The sequence below is a fragment of the Mariniplasma anaerobium genome, assembly GCF_016865445.1.
In the GTDB taxonomy this organism is placed as follows: Bacteria; Bacillota_I; Bacilli_A; order Acholeplasmatales; family Acholeplasmataceae; genus Mariniplasma; species Mariniplasma anaerobium.
In genome coordinates this window covers 1,109,887-1,126,404 of the sequence record NZ_AP024412.1, presented here as the reverse complement: position 1 = coordinate 1,126,404, position 16,518 = coordinate 1,109,887, and the positions used below count along the sequence as shown (strand labels likewise).

Sequence of the window (16,518 nt, the reverse complement as noted above, 5' to 3'; positions counted from 1 at the left end):
GAAAAAATTTCAAGTAAACAAAAAAAATGAAAAAAATGTTTTTATTAATTGCAGCAGTACTTTTATTAGGATTCGCTGTAGGATGTAAACAAACAACAGAAGAGGAATTAAAGTATACAGTTACATTTGACACAGCAGGTGGTACTTTAATTGCTGAACAAGAAGTTTTAAATGGCGGTAAAGTCACTAAACCTAGTGATCCATTAAGAGACGGATATTTATTCTCTGATATATGGATGAATGGTACATTTGAATGGGATTTTAATATTGATATTGTAACTGAAGATATTACTTTAGTTGCTACATGGATAGAAATATCATCAACACCAACAAATATTATGGTGACTGATGAAATATTCTCATCAAATATTACTTGGCAACAAACAGATGCAGAACTACAAACGTTTAGCGTTTATGTTAAACCTGTAGATGGCACTAGCTACACTGAAGTCGATGGTGCATTTGATATTGATGATCAAGAAGTGCTAGATACTGTAGTATTCACACCAACAGTTATTCCACAAGGTGGATATTACTTGGTTAAAGTCGTTGCTGGTATTGAAGAAGCTATTAGTGAAGAAGTTTTATTAGGTGGTCTTGGTAGTCAAGAAAATCCTTATAGAGTCTCTATGGTTTCTGATGTCCTAGCTATATTAGATGGTGATGTATCTGCTGATGCTTACTATCAACAAGTACAAGATGTATTAATGACATTAACAGAACCAATTGAAATTAATAATGATCGCAAGATTGTATTTAATGGACAATATGATGGTAATAATAAGGCAATATCATTTACAGGTAATGGTGGTTTATTCCATGAAATTGGTGAAGCTGGTGTTGTTAAAAATCTTATTATAGATGCTACAACAACTTTAAGTGCAGCAGAAGATAATCTATATCCTATAGGTGCTGTTGCTGATACTAATAATGGTTTAATTGAAAATATTGATGCAAGAGCGTCATTAACAAATGCTAGATATCAAGGTGAATTGGTAGTATTTACTGGTACAGTAGATTTAACTGATCAAACAAGTGGTGCTGGTGGATTAGTAGGAGTTAATGGATTAACTGGTACTATTAGTAATGTATCTGTTGGTGGTGCTGGAGCAGTTAAAGCTGGTCGCGGTGTAGGTGGAGTATCCGCTTATAATTATGGTTTGATTCAACAAGCTTATGTAACTGCAACACTTCCTGCTGGAAATCAAGCAAATAGTGGTAGAAGTTCTAATACTTATTCATTTGGTGGTGGGATTACAGGATATAATTTTGGAACCATTACACAAAGTGTAGTTAGTGGTAGAGTATTTGCACAAAGTGCATATAGCACGAGTGGAGATGGCAATGAAGGTAAAAATGTTGGATTTGGTGGTATTGCAGGATATAACGAAGGCGTTATTAGTGAGTCTTCATTTGCAAGATCATTAAGTGCAAAAGAATTTATTGATAAATCAATGGCAGAAGCACTAGGTGATTCAGCAAATAATTTAGGCGTTGCTTCAGTACATGGTGACTTATATGTTGGTGGTATAGCTGGTATTAATGCTGGTGAAATCACAAATACTTATGTCGGTGGTGCAATCATTGGTGGTAGAGATTTTGTTGGTGGTGTCACAGGTTTAACTTTAACTGGTGGAACAATTACCAATACATATGTATTTGCAGAAGTTGCAATTAAAGATGATGGTGGTGTCAAATTGACAGCAGCTAATACAAAAACAACTTTAACTAAATATGATATCGCTCCTAGTGGTTTTGATGCAAATACAGTATTTTTTAGAGATTTAGTGAATTCATCTACATCTAATGCATGGAAATCTGGAGATAGTCAATTACCTATGTTACCAGAATTTAATGCAGCTGATTTAACAAAACTTGGTAATAAATTTGCAGCAAGTGGTGTCTTATTATGGCAACAAGGTGCTGTAACTGGTGTTAATATCGTTTTAGATTCAGTTGTCTTACCTTTTGGAGCAACAGAAAACTTAGAATTTTCAATTTCACCAGCAAATGCTCCTGATGCATTTACAACATGGACTTCAAGTGATGAAGCAATTGTTGAAATATCAGGTGATGGTGTCATTACAGGTGTTGGTGCAGGTAATGCAACAGTTACTGTGACAACAAGAGATGGTGGATACACAGATACTATTGAAGTTACAGTAGAAGATTACACTCAAATTACTAGCGTAGTTGTTACCGCTGATAGTATTACATTGCCAGAAGTTAATAATATTGATGTAAGAGATGAAATAGAAATAGGTTCAATTATCGAACTTACTGTAGAAATACTACCATTAGATGCAGAATATCAAGGATATACAATTTCTACATCTAACTCAAGAGCAGAAGCTGTTGGGAATGTTGTAACCTTTGTATATGGAAATACAGGACCTGGTAGTGTAAGTATTAAAATAGATTTTGAAGATGCAAGTATGGATACTTTAGAATATAGATTTACAACCATTGAAGGTGCAGGAGAAGATATTTCTATTACAGATGTAACTGTAACAACAGATGTTCTAACTTTACCTGAAGCTAATAATGATGCAATTAGAGATGAAGTTTATATTGGTACAGTCGCAACATTTAGTATTGATATTCTTCCTTTAAATGCAACTAACCAAAATTATACAATAACTACATCAAATTCTAGAGCAGAAGCTGTAGACAATGTTGTAACATTTGTATATGGAGATACAGGACCTGGTAGTGTATCTGTTTATGTAACTTTTGAAGATCCAGCTATTGGAGAATTAAATTATAGATTTACAACTCTAGAAGCGCCAGCAGAAATCTCTATTACAAGTGTTGTTGTCACAACAGATGTTTTAACTCTTCCTGAAGCTAATAATGCTGATGTTAGAGATTTAGTTGATATTGGAACAGTTGCAACATTTAGTGTTGAAATTCTTCCAGCAAATGCAACAAACCAAAACTATACAGTTACAACTTCAAATTCTAGAGCAGAAGCTGTAGGAAATGTTGTAACCTTTGTATATGGATCTACAGGACCTGGTAGTGTATCTGTTTATGTAACCTTTGAAGATCCAGCAATTGGAGAATTGAACTATAGATTTACAACTGTTGAAGTTGTAGCAGATGTCCCTATTACAAGTGTTGTTGTTACAGCAGATGTCCTAACTTTACCTGAAGCTAATAACGATGCAATTAGGGATGCTGTTGATATTGGAACAGTTGTGACGATTAGTGTTGATAGTATTCTTCCAGCAAATGCGACAAATCAAAATTATACTGTTACTACATCGAATTCTAGAGCAGAAGTAAATGGAAATGTCGTTACATTTGTTCTTGGTTCAGGAGCTGGTAGCGTATCAATTTATGTAACGTTTGAAGATACAGCGATTGGTGAATTAAATTATAGATTTACAACTGTAGTCGTCGACTAAATAAACTGATAAAATCAAATAGATAGTTTAGAAATTTTATCTAAACTATCTTTTGATTATGCTAAAATAGACATGAAAGGTTAGTGAACTCAATGGACATAATGGAAAAATCATTAGAATTACATAGAAAATTAAAAGGTAAAATAGCAATAAGATCTACATATCCAATCAAGAATAAAAAAGATTTAGCATTGGTTTATACGCCGGGAGTCGCAAGCAGTTGTCTTGCAATTAAGGATAATAAAAAAGAAGTGTATAATCTAACAGCAAAAAATAATACAGTTGCTGTTATAAGTGACGGAACTGCAGTATTAGGTTTAGGTGATATAGGAGCATTAGCTGCCATTCCAGTGATGGAAGGTAAATGTGCAATCTTTAAAGAATTTGCGGATATTAACGCAATCCCAATCGTTTTAGATACTAAAGATGTTGATGAATTAGTTAAAACTATTTCTCATCTAGCTCCATCTTTTGGTGGGATTAATCTAGAAGATATAAGTGCACCTAGATGTTTTGAAGTTGAAAAAAGATTAAGAGATATGTTAGATATCCCAGTATTTCATGATGATCAGCATGGAACAGCTATTGCAGTTGGTGCAGCACTTATTAATGCTTTAAGAGTTGTAGATATACCTCTTGACAAAGCGAAAATCGTTATTAATGGGGCTGGTAGTGCAGGTATAGCAATATCTAGTTTTTTAATTGAATTAGGAGTTAAAAATTTAATTGTTTGTGATAAAAACGGGATACTTGATCCAAGTGAACAAGACTTAAATGATTCACAAATTCTACTTTCACAAAAAACGAATCAAAAACATGTGAAAGGTAGTTTAGCAGATGCCCTAAAAGGTGCAGATGCATTTATTGGTGTAAGTGTTGGCAATGTTGTCAATAAAGATATGGTTAAGTTGATGGATAAAGAACCAATCATTTTTGCTCTAGCTAATCCAACACCTGAGATTTCAAGAGATGATGCTCTTGAAGCTGGTGCAAAAATTTATGGTGCAGGTATTTCTAATATTCCTAACCAAATTAATAATGCACTTGTATTTCCAGGTCTTTTTAAAGGAGCACTCGCTCATCCTGTTAAACAAATAGATACAGAAATGGAAAAAGCAGCTTGTCATGCGCTAGCTGGACTAGTAAGTGATAAAGAACTATCAGCAGAATATATTATTCCTGATGTGTTTAATAAAGACGTTGTTAAAGTAATTTGTAAAGCAATTATAGATGTGAAAGCAAGTCAATGAAGAAAATCATAATTTTCCTTCTCATGGCTTTTCTTCTGGTTGGCTGTGAGACAATCAATCCAATTGATCCTATCGCTCCAGAAGAGAAATTAACGCTATTAGAAGGTAGTAATCTAGATAGTGAATATATATATTGGTATGGTAGACATCAAGAGATAGAAGATAGTCAATATTTTTACTATACAGCAACCGGCTTTAAAGCAAACTTTACAGGTAGAGTTGTTGATATTACCTTATCTTTAGAAGATAAAAATAATGATATATATTTTTCAGTATCAAAAGATGGTAGTGATCTTTTAGATGATGAAGTGATTATCTTAAGTGAAGCAACACAAAGCTTTAGATTTTCATTTGATACATATGGAGATCATGAAATTAAAATCATTAAAAGAAGCGAACCAGAAGATGGCATAACTTCATTAGTCTCTTTAGAGACAAATGGAAGTTTTAATGAAATTGTTGATTTAGAAAGCGATGCACCACATTTTTTAATTATGGGAGCATCAGGCATATCAGGACATGGTGCACTGGGTTATCCTGGTCAACCAAGAACCACTGAAAACTCTTCGTCTTTGCATTCATTTGGTTATTTATCAGCAAGTCATTTTAATGGAACTTACGAGTTTGTTAGTAATTCTGGATGGGGATTAGCGTTTGGATATAATGATACATCGGGTGAAAACAATATATATAAAGCTTATGATGCTATAGGTATTGATTCAAATCAAGATATCATTGATGTCACATATGATCATCAAATGATACCTGACGTCATCATCATTAATGTTGGTGGCAATGATTATAGTGCGGTTATTAATAGATTAAGTGGATTTGAAAAAGATCAAAAAATTCAAGAATTTAAAGCTATGGTTGCAGCATTCATATTAAAATTAAGAGAAGATGCACCAGAAGCTCATATCTTTTGGACAATGACAGATGGCTCTTTAAATGGTACAGCTGCAACTCAGGTTATAAATTTACTTGATCCTGATGATTTGGCATGTGTTCATGTTGTGGTTATTAAACAAGTTGGTGATGATGGAGATCTAGCAGGAGCTCATAATCATGCATCTTATATTACACATCAAAAGAGCGCAGATCTTATTATAGAAGCTATTAATCTGTATACAAATATTCAATAAAAATATAAGAAAGCACCTTATTTTAATGAGGTGCTTTATTTTTTATCACAAATTATAATTTTTTATGAGTCTACGTATTATGTTATAATGTTCATGAAATAAAATAAGATTTAATTGTTATAAATAAAAATGAGTGAGGTATTTATGAAAAAAGTAATTATAGTCATCATCTTAAGTTTAATACTTGTTGGATGCAGCAAAAATACAGAGTTTAATGAAAATAATCTTTTCAATTCAAACCTTTTAGCTGTTAGAGGAGATGACCAATCTTGGGGATATATCAATGAATCAGGAGAAGTTGTTATCGACTTTACCTATGACGAAGCGTCTGCTTTTTATAAAGATATAGCTGTTGTTTTAAAAGATGAGTTATATCAACTCATTGATCAAAAAGGAAAGTATGTGCTTGAACAAGGTTATAGTTCTTTACTAAGAGATACAAATACAGGATTAATAGTATTTGAACAAGACGAAATTTATGGTTTAATGGACCTAAACGGTGATATTCTAATAGAGGCAACTTATGATTATATAGGTGCATTTGAAAATGATCTAGCTTTAGTTTCAACCGATGATCTTTTTGGATATATCAATCAAGATGGTGAAGTTGCAATTGATGTTACATATCCAATTGCAAGAAAGTTTTATAATGGATATGCGGTAGTATCAGAAAATGGGATTAGCTTTGGAGTAATTGATACAAATGAAGATACTATTATTGATTTTGTATATGATGATATATCAAATGTTGATTCAAGTGGAAATGTCATAGCTTATACAACACAACAACTTACACCTGTATTTGATTTAGTAAATGCACCAAGTCAAGAAATTCTTTTAAATGATTATAAATTTATTTATACGAATGATTGGTTTGCAGGTGGGATGCTTTATGGAGCTATTCGTGATCAGTATAGAGAAATCTATGATCATGAAGGTAATAGATTTAATCAGAATGATTATACTTATTTAATCATTCATGGTGGATATATCGTCTCTGCACAAGATAAAAATGCAGTTCCAACTGATATGTATCAAAATGATTTAAGAGAGTTTTTTATATTTAATGACGATGGAACTATAAAAGCTAGTGCACCTATAAGTGAAAGTGGATATGTAAGATATGAATCTAATCATGAAATGCAATATTTATTAGTTATATATACTGAAAATAATGTTGCAGTCTATGGATTAGATAAAACCTATATACTAGAAGCAGACTCACTTTATGAAGTTTCTGATGATTTATTTATTACAAGAGTTGATGGTTTATTTGGTGCATATGATAGAGATAAAAATCTAGTGATTGATCATGAATATAGTATGCTCAAAGTATTTGATGATGGCTTTATTATCTATAAAAAAGATGGTTTGTATGGCATCATGAATGACCAATATGAAGTTGTTGTTGATGAAACTTATACAAACTATAATACTAACATCGCAATTTAGATATAAAAAAATATTTATTATCATAAAAAAAAACGGATATCATCTGATATCCGTTTTATATATTAAATCTTATTTTATGGATTAAGTATTGATAATGTGTAAGTATATGTATCTAAATCTAGAACACCCATACTCATTTGTCCTTCAATTTCTGTTTTGTCTAGTTTTGACATAATGAAATCAAGTACTTGAAAAGATAGAGCAGTATCAGATAGTGAATAATCTACTAAAGTAAGTGTGAAACCAATATTTGTAAATGAAATATCAAGATCGATATCAAAGACTAAATTTAATGCAGAATCTACTTTGATGATACTATCAGAACCAAAAGCAGCAGTAACAACAATTTGATTATCATCATTTAAGTTTGCATATATATAATCTATATAGAAGTTTTTATCATAAGTGACATAATCAGCTTCAACTGTATCTAGATCAGCAAGGGGATCATAATCAGGATTGATATTTTTTCTAATAGAATCTAGAATCATATAATTCATAAATCCATTGATTAAAGTATATTGGTCAGCATCTGATGCGACTACTATACCAAGTAGATATACTTGTGAAATAGATTCTAAATCACCTGTTTCAGTATATATGCCTTGTGGTAAGTCATCATCTGTGACTTCAACTTTAATTGAATTCAAAAAGATTAATACACCAACAAAAATAATGACAATTAAACCAATAATGATACTAAGAAAAACTTTAATAAATTTCATATAAATCATGTAAGATTTAAAGTGTATTAAGTTAGATCTTAATAACTTTAAGTCTTTACTCCTTTTCTCTAATTTAATATACTAATAATGTACTGTGGATTTGTTTCATTTTATTACAGCTTTGACTGTTTAGAGGTGACGCTTACCACGGTCTTTATTTTAATCAGCAATAGTTAGTTAGCGTTTGACGCTTTTTACATGATTATGAGATAAAGACTCGCTGGACCTACCACACGTACAAATACTTTAAGGAGGTGTACTTATGAATTATATCGGCATCGATATTTCAAAGTACAAGCACGATTGTTTCATCGCCACCGAAACAATCAATCATCAGTTCTCATTTGAGAACAGTCAATCTGGGTTTAAGGAACTACTACGTTATTTTAAACCCTACCTTAAGCAAGAAATGATAATAGGCTTAGAGGCCACAGGTCACTACGGTGAAAACCTTAAGTCATTTCTTACCTTCCATGGCTATTCGTTCATGGAGATTAATCCTTTTCTAGTGAAGAAGTTTGGAGAAGCCCAATCACTGAGAAAAACGAAGACGGATAAGAAAGATGCACAAATGATTTCATCTTATATGAGATCTGTAGACTACAAAGCCTATCATCATCAATCTTATCATATAAGTGCTTTAAAATCACTAACTAGACTACGTTCTAAACTCATTTCTATGAGGACAAAGCATTACAATATGATAACTAAGGTCTTAGATGTCATCTTTCCTGAGTATAAGCCTTTCATGCATGAACAAGGCTATTCAGAGATATCCTTATACCTTTTAAAGCGCTTTTCATCTCCAGATAGAATCGCAAAGATGAAGGAAAATCATTTTGAAACTTTAAGGAAACTTTCAAGGGGTAAGTTTAACTATCCCAAATTTGTAAAACTCAAAGCATTGGCATCTCAAACGATTGGTGTCACACAAGATCATCAACTCTTCAAACTGAAGACTTCAATTTCTTATGTTGAGATGATCAATCAAGATATCGACGAAACGGAGAAACAAATCACAGCTTTAATGGATCAATATCCAACCTATATTCAGACGATTAAAGGTATCGGTGTCATCTCAGCAGCTATTATTATTTGTGAATATGGTGACATCTCTTTGTTTTCTAATCCTGCTGAAATGTTATCCTATGCAGGTCTTGATTCATCAATTAAACAATCTGGAACGATGTCTTCTACAGGTAAACTTGTCAAGCGAGGAAGTAAATACTTACGTGCTACACTCATTAACATCTGTCAAACCGTAATGATTTATAATCCTGTATTTTATGCTTATTACGATAAGAAGAAACAAGAGGGTAAACATCACCGTGTCGCACTCGTTCATCTCGCTAAGAAACTCATTAGAGTCATTCACCACATTGAGGCCAACAAAGAAGATTTCGATTCAAAGAAGTTAAAATAACTGATTACTTAAACTGTGGCGGTTAAGTAAAAGTCATCTGTAATTAAAGCACACCTCTATTTTTGTCTGCTATAGGAGGTTTTTACTATTTAATCTATTAAAGTACTTGACTTTTAATAGTTAGTCACCTCATTTGTGAATAGTATACATCAATTTAATATTATTTAATCTTTATTTCTTTTTAAAGAGACTAATCCACTGTTTAATGTTTTCAATCCAGCTTTAGTTTCTACGATTAATTGACCTTGGTCATTGATATTTAGAGCTCTAGCATCATATAATTGATCATCTTCAACAAATGTAATATTTTGTCCTTTTAAATAATTATAATCATTACAGTAGTTAATAATATCTAAAGGAAATTGATGATAATGTTTCAAATCAGATAACAATTGTTTTGATAGTTGTTTTAATATGATTGTTTTATCATATGTTTGATCTGTATTTAAATATAGAGAAGAAGCAATCTTTTTTAAATCATTAGAAAAACTTGATTGATTTAAATTAATACCAAAGCCTAAAATGATTGCAAGAACATTACTTGATTCAATGATACTCTCAGTTAAAATACCAGCAATTTTTTTATCACCTATATATAAATCATTAGGCCATTTTATCTTCATGTCATGATGATAAGTTGATAAGACTTTATGTAGGGATTGTGCTGCAATTAAGGGATATAAAGCTATGTTTGATATATTGATATCATGCTTTAAAAGAATAGAACACATTAATGAATCATCATTTCCTATCCATGTGTTATGAATTCTTCCTCTTCCTTGTGTTTGTTCATCACTTTTAACCCAAGTGAAGTGGTTTAATTCTTTATATTCTCTTTTTAAATAACTATTGGTTGAATCAATTGTTTTAAAGTTTATGATATTCATATTAAGCAAAGAACATCAAGAATAGACCAGCAGCAATCGCAGAACCTATAACACCTGCGACATTTGGACCCATCGCATGCATCAATAGATAATTTTCTGGATCAACTTTTTGACCTTCAATATGAACAACTCTTGCAGCCATAGGAACAGCTGATACACCAGCAGCGCCAATCATCGGATTAACTTTACCATGAGTCATGACACACATCACTTTACCAGCGATGACACCTGAAGCTGTGGCGATACCAAATGCAAATAATCCCAGCGTGATAATCAATAAGGTTTGTACTTCTAAAAATTGAGTAGCCATGGTGGTTGCACCAATAGATAATCCAAGAAGAATAGTAATGATATAAAGCAAAGATTCACCAGCAGTTTTAGTTAGATTAGGAACGACTTGTGATTCTTTAATTAAATTACCTAACATAAGCATCCCAATAATAGGTGCACTTGATGGAATAAAGGTCATACAAATGACACTCACAATAACAGGGAAGAAGACTTTTTCTGATTGTTTAACTTCTCTTAATTGTTCCATTTTAATGGCACGCTCTTTTTTAGTCGTTAATAATTTAATAATTGGAGGTTGTATCATTGGAACTAATGCCATATAAGAATAAGCAGCTAATGATATAGCACCAATTAAATGCGGTGCAAGACGACTTGCGAGCAAGATGGAGGTTGGTCCATCTGCACCACCAATAATCCCTATAGAGGCTGATTCTGGCCCTGAGAAGCCTAAAATGATTGCGCCAATGAATGTTAAGAAGATGCCCACTTGTGCTGCAGCTCCTAATAACATAGATTTAGGGTTGGCAATTAAAGGTCCAAAGTCAGTAGTAGCTCCAATTCCTAAGAAGATAAGAGGTGGGTATATACCAAGTTTAACACCATAGTAAAGATAACCTAGAAGTCCACTATAACTAGTGGTTTCAACACCATCAACAATTTTAATAGTTTCTACAAACATATCAGTGCCTGGGATGTTAACTAATAACATCGCAAAACCAATAGGAATTAAAAGATAGGGTTCAAACTTTTTAAAGACTGCTAGATATAGTAGTGTTAATGAGAGTAGAATCATGATTAGAAATTTCCAACCACCAGGTTCGAAAAAGAAACGAAAACCTGTGCTTTCAAAAAAATCAAGGAGTGCTTGCCACATAACTTTTACCCAATAATCAACATAAGTTGATTAAGTTCTACTTTCTGGTTTTCTTTGATTAAAAGTTGTCTTACATATCCATCTACTGGACATAAGATATCATTTTCTAATTTCATAGCTTCTAATACCATTAAGACATCACCTTTTTTAACAATGCTGCCTACTTTAACATTGAGTAAAGTAATTTTACCTTGCACAGGGGCTAAAACCTTTGTAGTAGATTCATTTTTTGGAGTTACTTCTTTATGTTCAATAGTTGATTGATGTTCAGTAATACTTTCAACTTCAACTTCATATGATTTACCATTGACGTTTATTTTATATAGTTTCATGAATTTTGTCCTTTCAAGATTGGCTTATCTCTTTAACAGAGACAACACGTACATCTTCTTTAATTTCTTCAAAATAGTCAATGGAAGCAACTAATGCAGCAACCATCATATCTTCATCTTTAATATCTGATAATTCAAAAGGTTTAACGTATTTTTGAGCTTTTAAAGGCATTACTTTAGGTTTTTTATGAGTGTATTTTAGAGATTGAATAGCTAGAGCTATCAAACTAAGAAGAACAAATACAATAACAATACTAAATAGTGATACAAATAAACCTTCTTGCAGGGTACTTAATAAAATCATGATGCGTCACCTCCGATGGTGACGCTAAATGCGTAAACTTCTTTTCTAGGTTCGTGAGTTTGTTTATATTTCTTTTCTAGAAATGAAATTGCAACTTTACCAAATAAAGCAATTGATAATAAATCTTCATCAGATTTTGCAAAATCTCCATATTTTTTCTTTAAGTTTTCAAATTCAGGTTTTAGATCATCAGCTGGTCTATGGGTAATGACTTTGTCATCACCGATAATCTTAGTCAAAAGCATTGGATCAACTTTTGCAGGAGCTTTTCCATAAAGACCATGAAGATATTCTTTAATCTCTTTAGATACGATTTTATAAGGATTTTGAGTCATCACATTCATTAATGCTTGTGTACCAATCATTTGACTCATTGGTGTAACAAGTGGAGGATATCCAAGATCTTTTCTAATGATAGGAACTTCTTTTAAGACTTTTTCATAATCATCCATTTGGTTTTGTTCTCTAAGCTGACTCATCAGATTAGATAACATACCACCAGGCACTTGATATTCTAAGATACTTGGATTAGCTGTTAGAGCTTTAGGATTAAGTGTTCCATCTTTTATAGCTTGATCTTTAATGACTGTTAATTTTGCAGCTGCTTGATTTAAAAAATCAATATTTAATTTAGGATCGTATTTAGTATCTTTTAAGATGTAGCAAAATGATTCGGTTGAAACCTGTGAAGTCCCACCTGATAGAGGAGATAAGGCTGTGTCGATGATATCGACACCAGCTTCTATAGCTTTAAGGTAGGTTGCCTCCATGATGCCAGCAGTGGCGTGACCATGAAGATTTATAGGTAGTTTAGTGTTTTTCTTTAATTGTGTAATTAATTTAAATGCATCATCAGGTAGAAGTATGCCTGCCATATCTTTAATACATAGGGAATCGGCACCCATCTCTTCAACTTCTTTTGCTAGTTTTACATAATATTCTATCGTATGAACAGGAGAAGTGGTATAAGATAAGGCGATTTGACAATGGCCTCCATATTTTTTAGTCGCATCGACTGCTGACTTTAGATTTCTAATATCGTTTAATGCATCAAAGATACGAATGATATCTATGCCATTTTCAATAGACTTTTGCACAAATTTTTCAACGATATCATCAGGATAATGACGATATCCTAGAATATTTTGTCCTCTAAATAACATTTGAAGTTTTGTATTAGGTGCAAGTTTCTTAATCTCTCTAAGTCTTTCCCAAGGATCTTCATCTAAAAAACGAAGGCATGCATCAAAAGTAGCACCACCCCATACTTCTAGAGCATGAAATCCTGCTTTATCTAGTTCTGGAACGATGGATAGGATATCTTTAGTTGTCATTCGTGTTGCCATTAATGATTGATGACCGTCACGAAGTGATGTTTCAACGATTTTTAATGCCATATAAGTGCATCTCCTTGTATTTCTTAGTTGAAAATGAATTTGAAAGGGCTTCCATAACAATTTTAACATAGGATGGGTATTATTTCGAGTATTAAAACAATAAAATAAAAAGTTTTAATTCATTGAATATCAATATGTTATAATATATTTGAAAAATCACAAAAGGGGAATATCTAAATGGAAATAAAAACTGTAAAAAACTTTAAACTATTAAGAGCTTTAAAGCATGACTATGCATTACTGGGATGCGCAATCATTTCTGTGATTTCATTGGGGTTTATTGTATACTTGATTTATAAAAATGATATAAATGGTTTAATCATATTTGGGGCTGTTGAAGCGTTAGCAATTTGTCTTATGTTTATTAGACTACATAACTTAAAAACATATTTTGATATGAATCTTGAAGTCACTGGAGTAATCACAAAGATTTGGTTTTATAAAGATCGCGGTAGAGTGACTTATACTTATATTATTGATGATATTCAATACACCAAAGGATTAGCCATTATGAAAACAAAAGAAACTAGATTGTTTTTAGTAGGTCTAAATGTTGATTTATTAGTTAAAAAAAATAATCATATGAAAGCAATCATTAAAGATTTATATGTTTAAATAAGATTATAGATATCAAAATAACACACATTTAACTATACATTTTAATTTTATTAAAAAAACTAAATCATTATACAATAATCATCTTCTATACTATGACATAAGTAATCATTATGAGTATTGGAGATGTTTTTATTTAAAAGACAACCTTTTAGAAATAATAATTAATCTATATATTGGAAAAAAATATTAACATCTGGTATTAAGGATACGCATAGATAGCAGACCATTTTTTATATTTTCATCCTAAATAAGTAAATTATCAAAATATATTTTTGATTTAAAAATTTGATTTATATTATGCATGTCTTACATGTGATATAATCATACTAAAGAAAATCTAATAAAAATGATTTCTTTATTAATTTAATTATTTTAAAAGGGCAGATTGAAACAATATAAAAGGAGATAATTTTATATGAAGAACTTGTTTAAAAAATCATGGTTTTTTAGCATATTAATCTTAAGTTTAATACTGACTGTATTTCTTATAAATTTATGGATTATGTCGCTAAACTTAAAATTAATATATCAAGGCGAAAGTTTACTTTCGCTAGCGAGTAACATATCATCGGGAGGATATATAATTATCTATGCTTTCATCTTGATGTTAGTATTTTATATATCAATTATCCCAATACTCTTATCAGGCTTTAGTTTATTTAGAAAGAATAATTGGGGTATTCTTTTATCAATTTTATATAACCTTGGATTTTCAATCGCATTAATTATCTTTCAAACAGTACATCATTATTTATCTATATTTGCGATCATTTTAATTATTTTTAATATCATTTTAACAATTGGTATATTTGTTTTAGTTATATTTAGAAGAAGAGTCCTTGATTACAAAAAAGATGATAAAGAAATTGAAATCAATGATTCTAAATTTCCAATCATTATTTTAATTATTGATATTGTTTCTATTCTTGCATTCTTAACGACATTTTTTATTCCACTATATTCAATAATTCAAAGCGGACCTAATTATCATGCGACAATGATACGCGTGATGTTTTCAGGTGAAACCAATATTAGAGTTATCATAAGTTTTCTTGTCAATTTTGCAATCTTTTTAAGTGTTTTACTGTATTTTGCTGATGCACTTACACATTACTTTTTTGATAAAGAAAAATTCATTAATAAATCAAAGACATTAATTACAACAACCTTTAGCGCTTCAGTCATATTTTTTCTAACTGGTTTAGCAATGGATATTTATTTAACAATCTCTTTAAATACCGTTGTTCAAACAGTAGCATTCATTCCAATGCTCTTGATGATTATCGTTGTTTTTGCACATGCTATTCTTATAGGGAAAAATGGTAGTCAAAAACAACTATCAAATGGAAGACATGAAATAAAATATTCTAAAATAGAACCACTATTATATGTCATCTTATTGACAGCGATAACAGTATTGATGTTATTGCTACCAATTGTTAAAATTGATATCATTTTTGGTTCATTTACAAATTTCGTTGATTTGACTGGCTTTGACATTTTAAGAGACTATTTGAGTTTAGACCCAGGCTATCGTTTAATAGCGTTTATACTGGTTGTTATGCTTATCTCTGTGGGACTTTGTCTAGTTGTAGCAGTAACAAGTTATCTTTCAAAATATAAACGATTTAACTCGATTGTTAAATTTGCAACAGGAGTCAATGTTTTCTTTATATTTATTGTTTCTATATCAGGATATTATTTCCAAATCGCAAAAGAAATCAATGAAGTTCTTATACTAGATATTGTTAACTTTTATGGAGTTAGTCTACCAAACGGCATTGATTTTGATTATGTCATAAGTACTGATGCTATATATGCATTATTTGCAGCTGTTGCTGTGTTAATCTTAATGTTTGTACGAAAAGCATTTGATAGAGATGAAGAAACTCTATTAGAAGCTAATGGATTAGCATCTAACAATACAGAATCAAATAATGCAACATATGATGAAGAAATTGATCAAGCATTTGATCCATGTCCTTCATTTACTGAACTAGATGCTAAAGTAGAACAATTTAGGGAAGATTTAAAGCAGCGTAAAACATTAAAAACAAAAGATGCTAGTCTTAATGAACTTGTCAATTTCGTTGTAGAATATGCTAGAAATTCAAGACTTCATTTATCTTATACACCAGAAGATATCGCAACCTTTGTTTCTGGCCTTGGATCTTCTAGATTATCGATTTTACAAGGAATGAGCGGAACTGGTAAAACAAGTCTACCAAAGATATTTTCAGAAGCTGTATTTGGCAACTGTGAAATCATAGAAGTTGAATCTTCTTGGAAAGATAAAAATGAGTTGTTAGGCTATTATAATGAGTTTTCAATGAGATACACACCTAAAAAATTTACGCTAGCTTTATATAAAGCAGCGCTTAATCAAGAATATTTACTTTTATCCTTCTAGATG

Annotated in this window: 13 protein-coding genes; 7 read left to right on the top strand and 6 right to left on the bottom strand. The window is 31.3% G+C overall.

Going from position 1 to position 16,518, the window contains the following annotated elements; all coding sequences use genetic code 11:
- Positions 1-26 precede the first annotated feature (26 nt).
- The 4 genes from MPAN_RS05365 to MPAN_RS05350 all read left to right on the top strand — a co-directional run bounded on the left by MPAN_RS05365 (position 27) and on the right by MPAN_RS05350 (position 7,254).
- Complete coding sequence (locus MPAN_RS05365) at positions 27-3,410, top strand: Ig-like domain-containing protein (protein ID WP_176239631.1); 3,384 nt, start codon at positions 27-29, stop codon at positions 3,408-3,410.
- 92 nt (positions 3,411-3,502) lie between these two features.
- Positions 3,503-4,660 carry an NAD(P)-dependent malic enzyme gene (locus tag MPAN_RS05360; RefSeq protein WP_176239630.1) on the top strand — a complete coding sequence of 386 codons (1,158 nt, stop codon included), beginning with the start codon at positions 3,503-3,505 and terminating at the stop codon, positions 4,658-4,660.
- Positions 4,657-5,802 carry a hypothetical protein gene (locus tag MPAN_RS05355; RefSeq protein ID WP_176239629.1) on the top strand — a complete coding sequence of 382 codons (1,146 nt, stop codon included), beginning with the start codon at positions 4,657-4,659 and terminating at the stop codon, positions 5,800-5,802. The genes MPAN_RS05360 and MPAN_RS05355 overlap by 4 nt, the downstream gene beginning before the upstream one ends.
- Before the next feature lie 144 nt (positions 5,803-5,946).
- Positions 5,947-7,254 carry a WG repeat-containing protein gene (locus MPAN_RS05350; RefSeq protein ID WP_176239628.1) on the top strand — a complete coding sequence of 436 codons (1,308 nt, stop codon included), beginning with the start codon at positions 5,947-5,949 and terminating at the stop codon, positions 7,252-7,254.
- 74 nt (positions 7,255-7,328) lie between these two features.
- On the opposite strand, the gene MPAN_RS05345 is transcribed toward MPAN_RS05350, so the two are convergent.
- Entirely contained in the window at positions 7,329-7,979 is a 651-nt protein-coding gene (locus tag MPAN_RS05345) for a hypothetical protein (RefSeq protein WP_176239627.1), read from the bottom strand.
- A gap of 262 nt (positions 7,980-8,241) precedes the next feature.
- Between MPAN_RS05345 and MPAN_RS05340 the strand changes: the two genes are divergently transcribed.
- Positions 8,242-9,402 (top strand): IS110 family RNA-guided transposase, encoded by a 1,161-nt coding sequence (locus MPAN_RS05340; protein ID WP_176239626.1) that lies wholly within the window; start codon positions 8,242-8,244, stop codon positions 9,400-9,402.
- Positions 9,403-9,566: 164 nt separating this feature from the next.
- Here the strand turns inward: MPAN_RS05340 and MPAN_RS05335 are convergent, their stop codons facing one another.
- The 5 genes from MPAN_RS05335 to MPAN_RS05315 are packed head-to-tail and all read right to left on the bottom strand — an operon-like array spanning position 9,567 to position 13,487.
- A complete protein-coding gene (locus tag MPAN_RS05335) occupies positions 9,567-10,289 on the bottom strand; it encodes a biotin--[acetyl-CoA-carboxylase] ligase (protein WP_176239625.1) in 723 nt (240 codons plus the stop codon).
- 1 nt (position 10,290) lies between these two features.
- Complete coding sequence (locus tag MPAN_RS05330) at positions 10,291-11,454, bottom strand: sodium ion-translocating decarboxylase subunit beta (protein WP_176239624.1); 1,164 nt, start codon at positions 11,452-11,454, stop codon at positions 10,291-10,293.
- Between the two features lie 5 nt (positions 11,455-11,459).
- Positions 11,460-11,786: a biotin/lipoyl-containing protein gene (locus MPAN_RS05325; protein ID WP_176239623.1), complete on the bottom strand. Its 327-nt coding sequence runs from the start codon at positions 11,784-11,786 to the stop codon at positions 11,460-11,462.
- A 13-nt stretch (positions 11,787-11,799) separates the two neighbouring features.
- A complete protein-coding gene (locus tag MPAN_RS05320) occupies positions 11,800-12,090 on the bottom strand; it encodes an OadG family protein (protein ID WP_176239622.1) in 291 nt (96 codons plus the stop codon).
- Positions 12,087-13,487, bottom strand: a complete 1,401-nt coding sequence (locus MPAN_RS05315) for an oxaloacetate decarboxylase subunit alpha (protein WP_176239621.1) — start codon at positions 13,485-13,487, stop codon at positions 12,087-12,089. Before MPAN_RS05315 ends, MPAN_RS05320 begins: the two co-directional genes overlap by 4 nt.
- A gap of 177 nt (positions 13,488-13,664) precedes the next feature.
- On the opposite strand from MPAN_RS05315, the gene MPAN_RS05310 reads away from it, so the two are divergent.
- A complete protein-coding gene (locus tag MPAN_RS05310; RefSeq protein WP_176239620.1) occupies positions 13,665-14,102 on the top strand; it encodes a hypothetical protein in 438 nt (145 codons plus the stop codon).
- Positions 14,103-14,520: 418 nt separating this feature from the next.
- Positions 14,521-16,515 carry a hypothetical protein gene (locus MPAN_RS05305; protein ID WP_176239619.1) on the top strand — a complete coding sequence of 665 codons (1,995 nt, stop codon included), beginning with the start codon at positions 14,521-14,523 and terminating at the stop codon, positions 16,513-16,515.
- Positions 16,516-16,518: the final 3 nt, after the last annotated feature.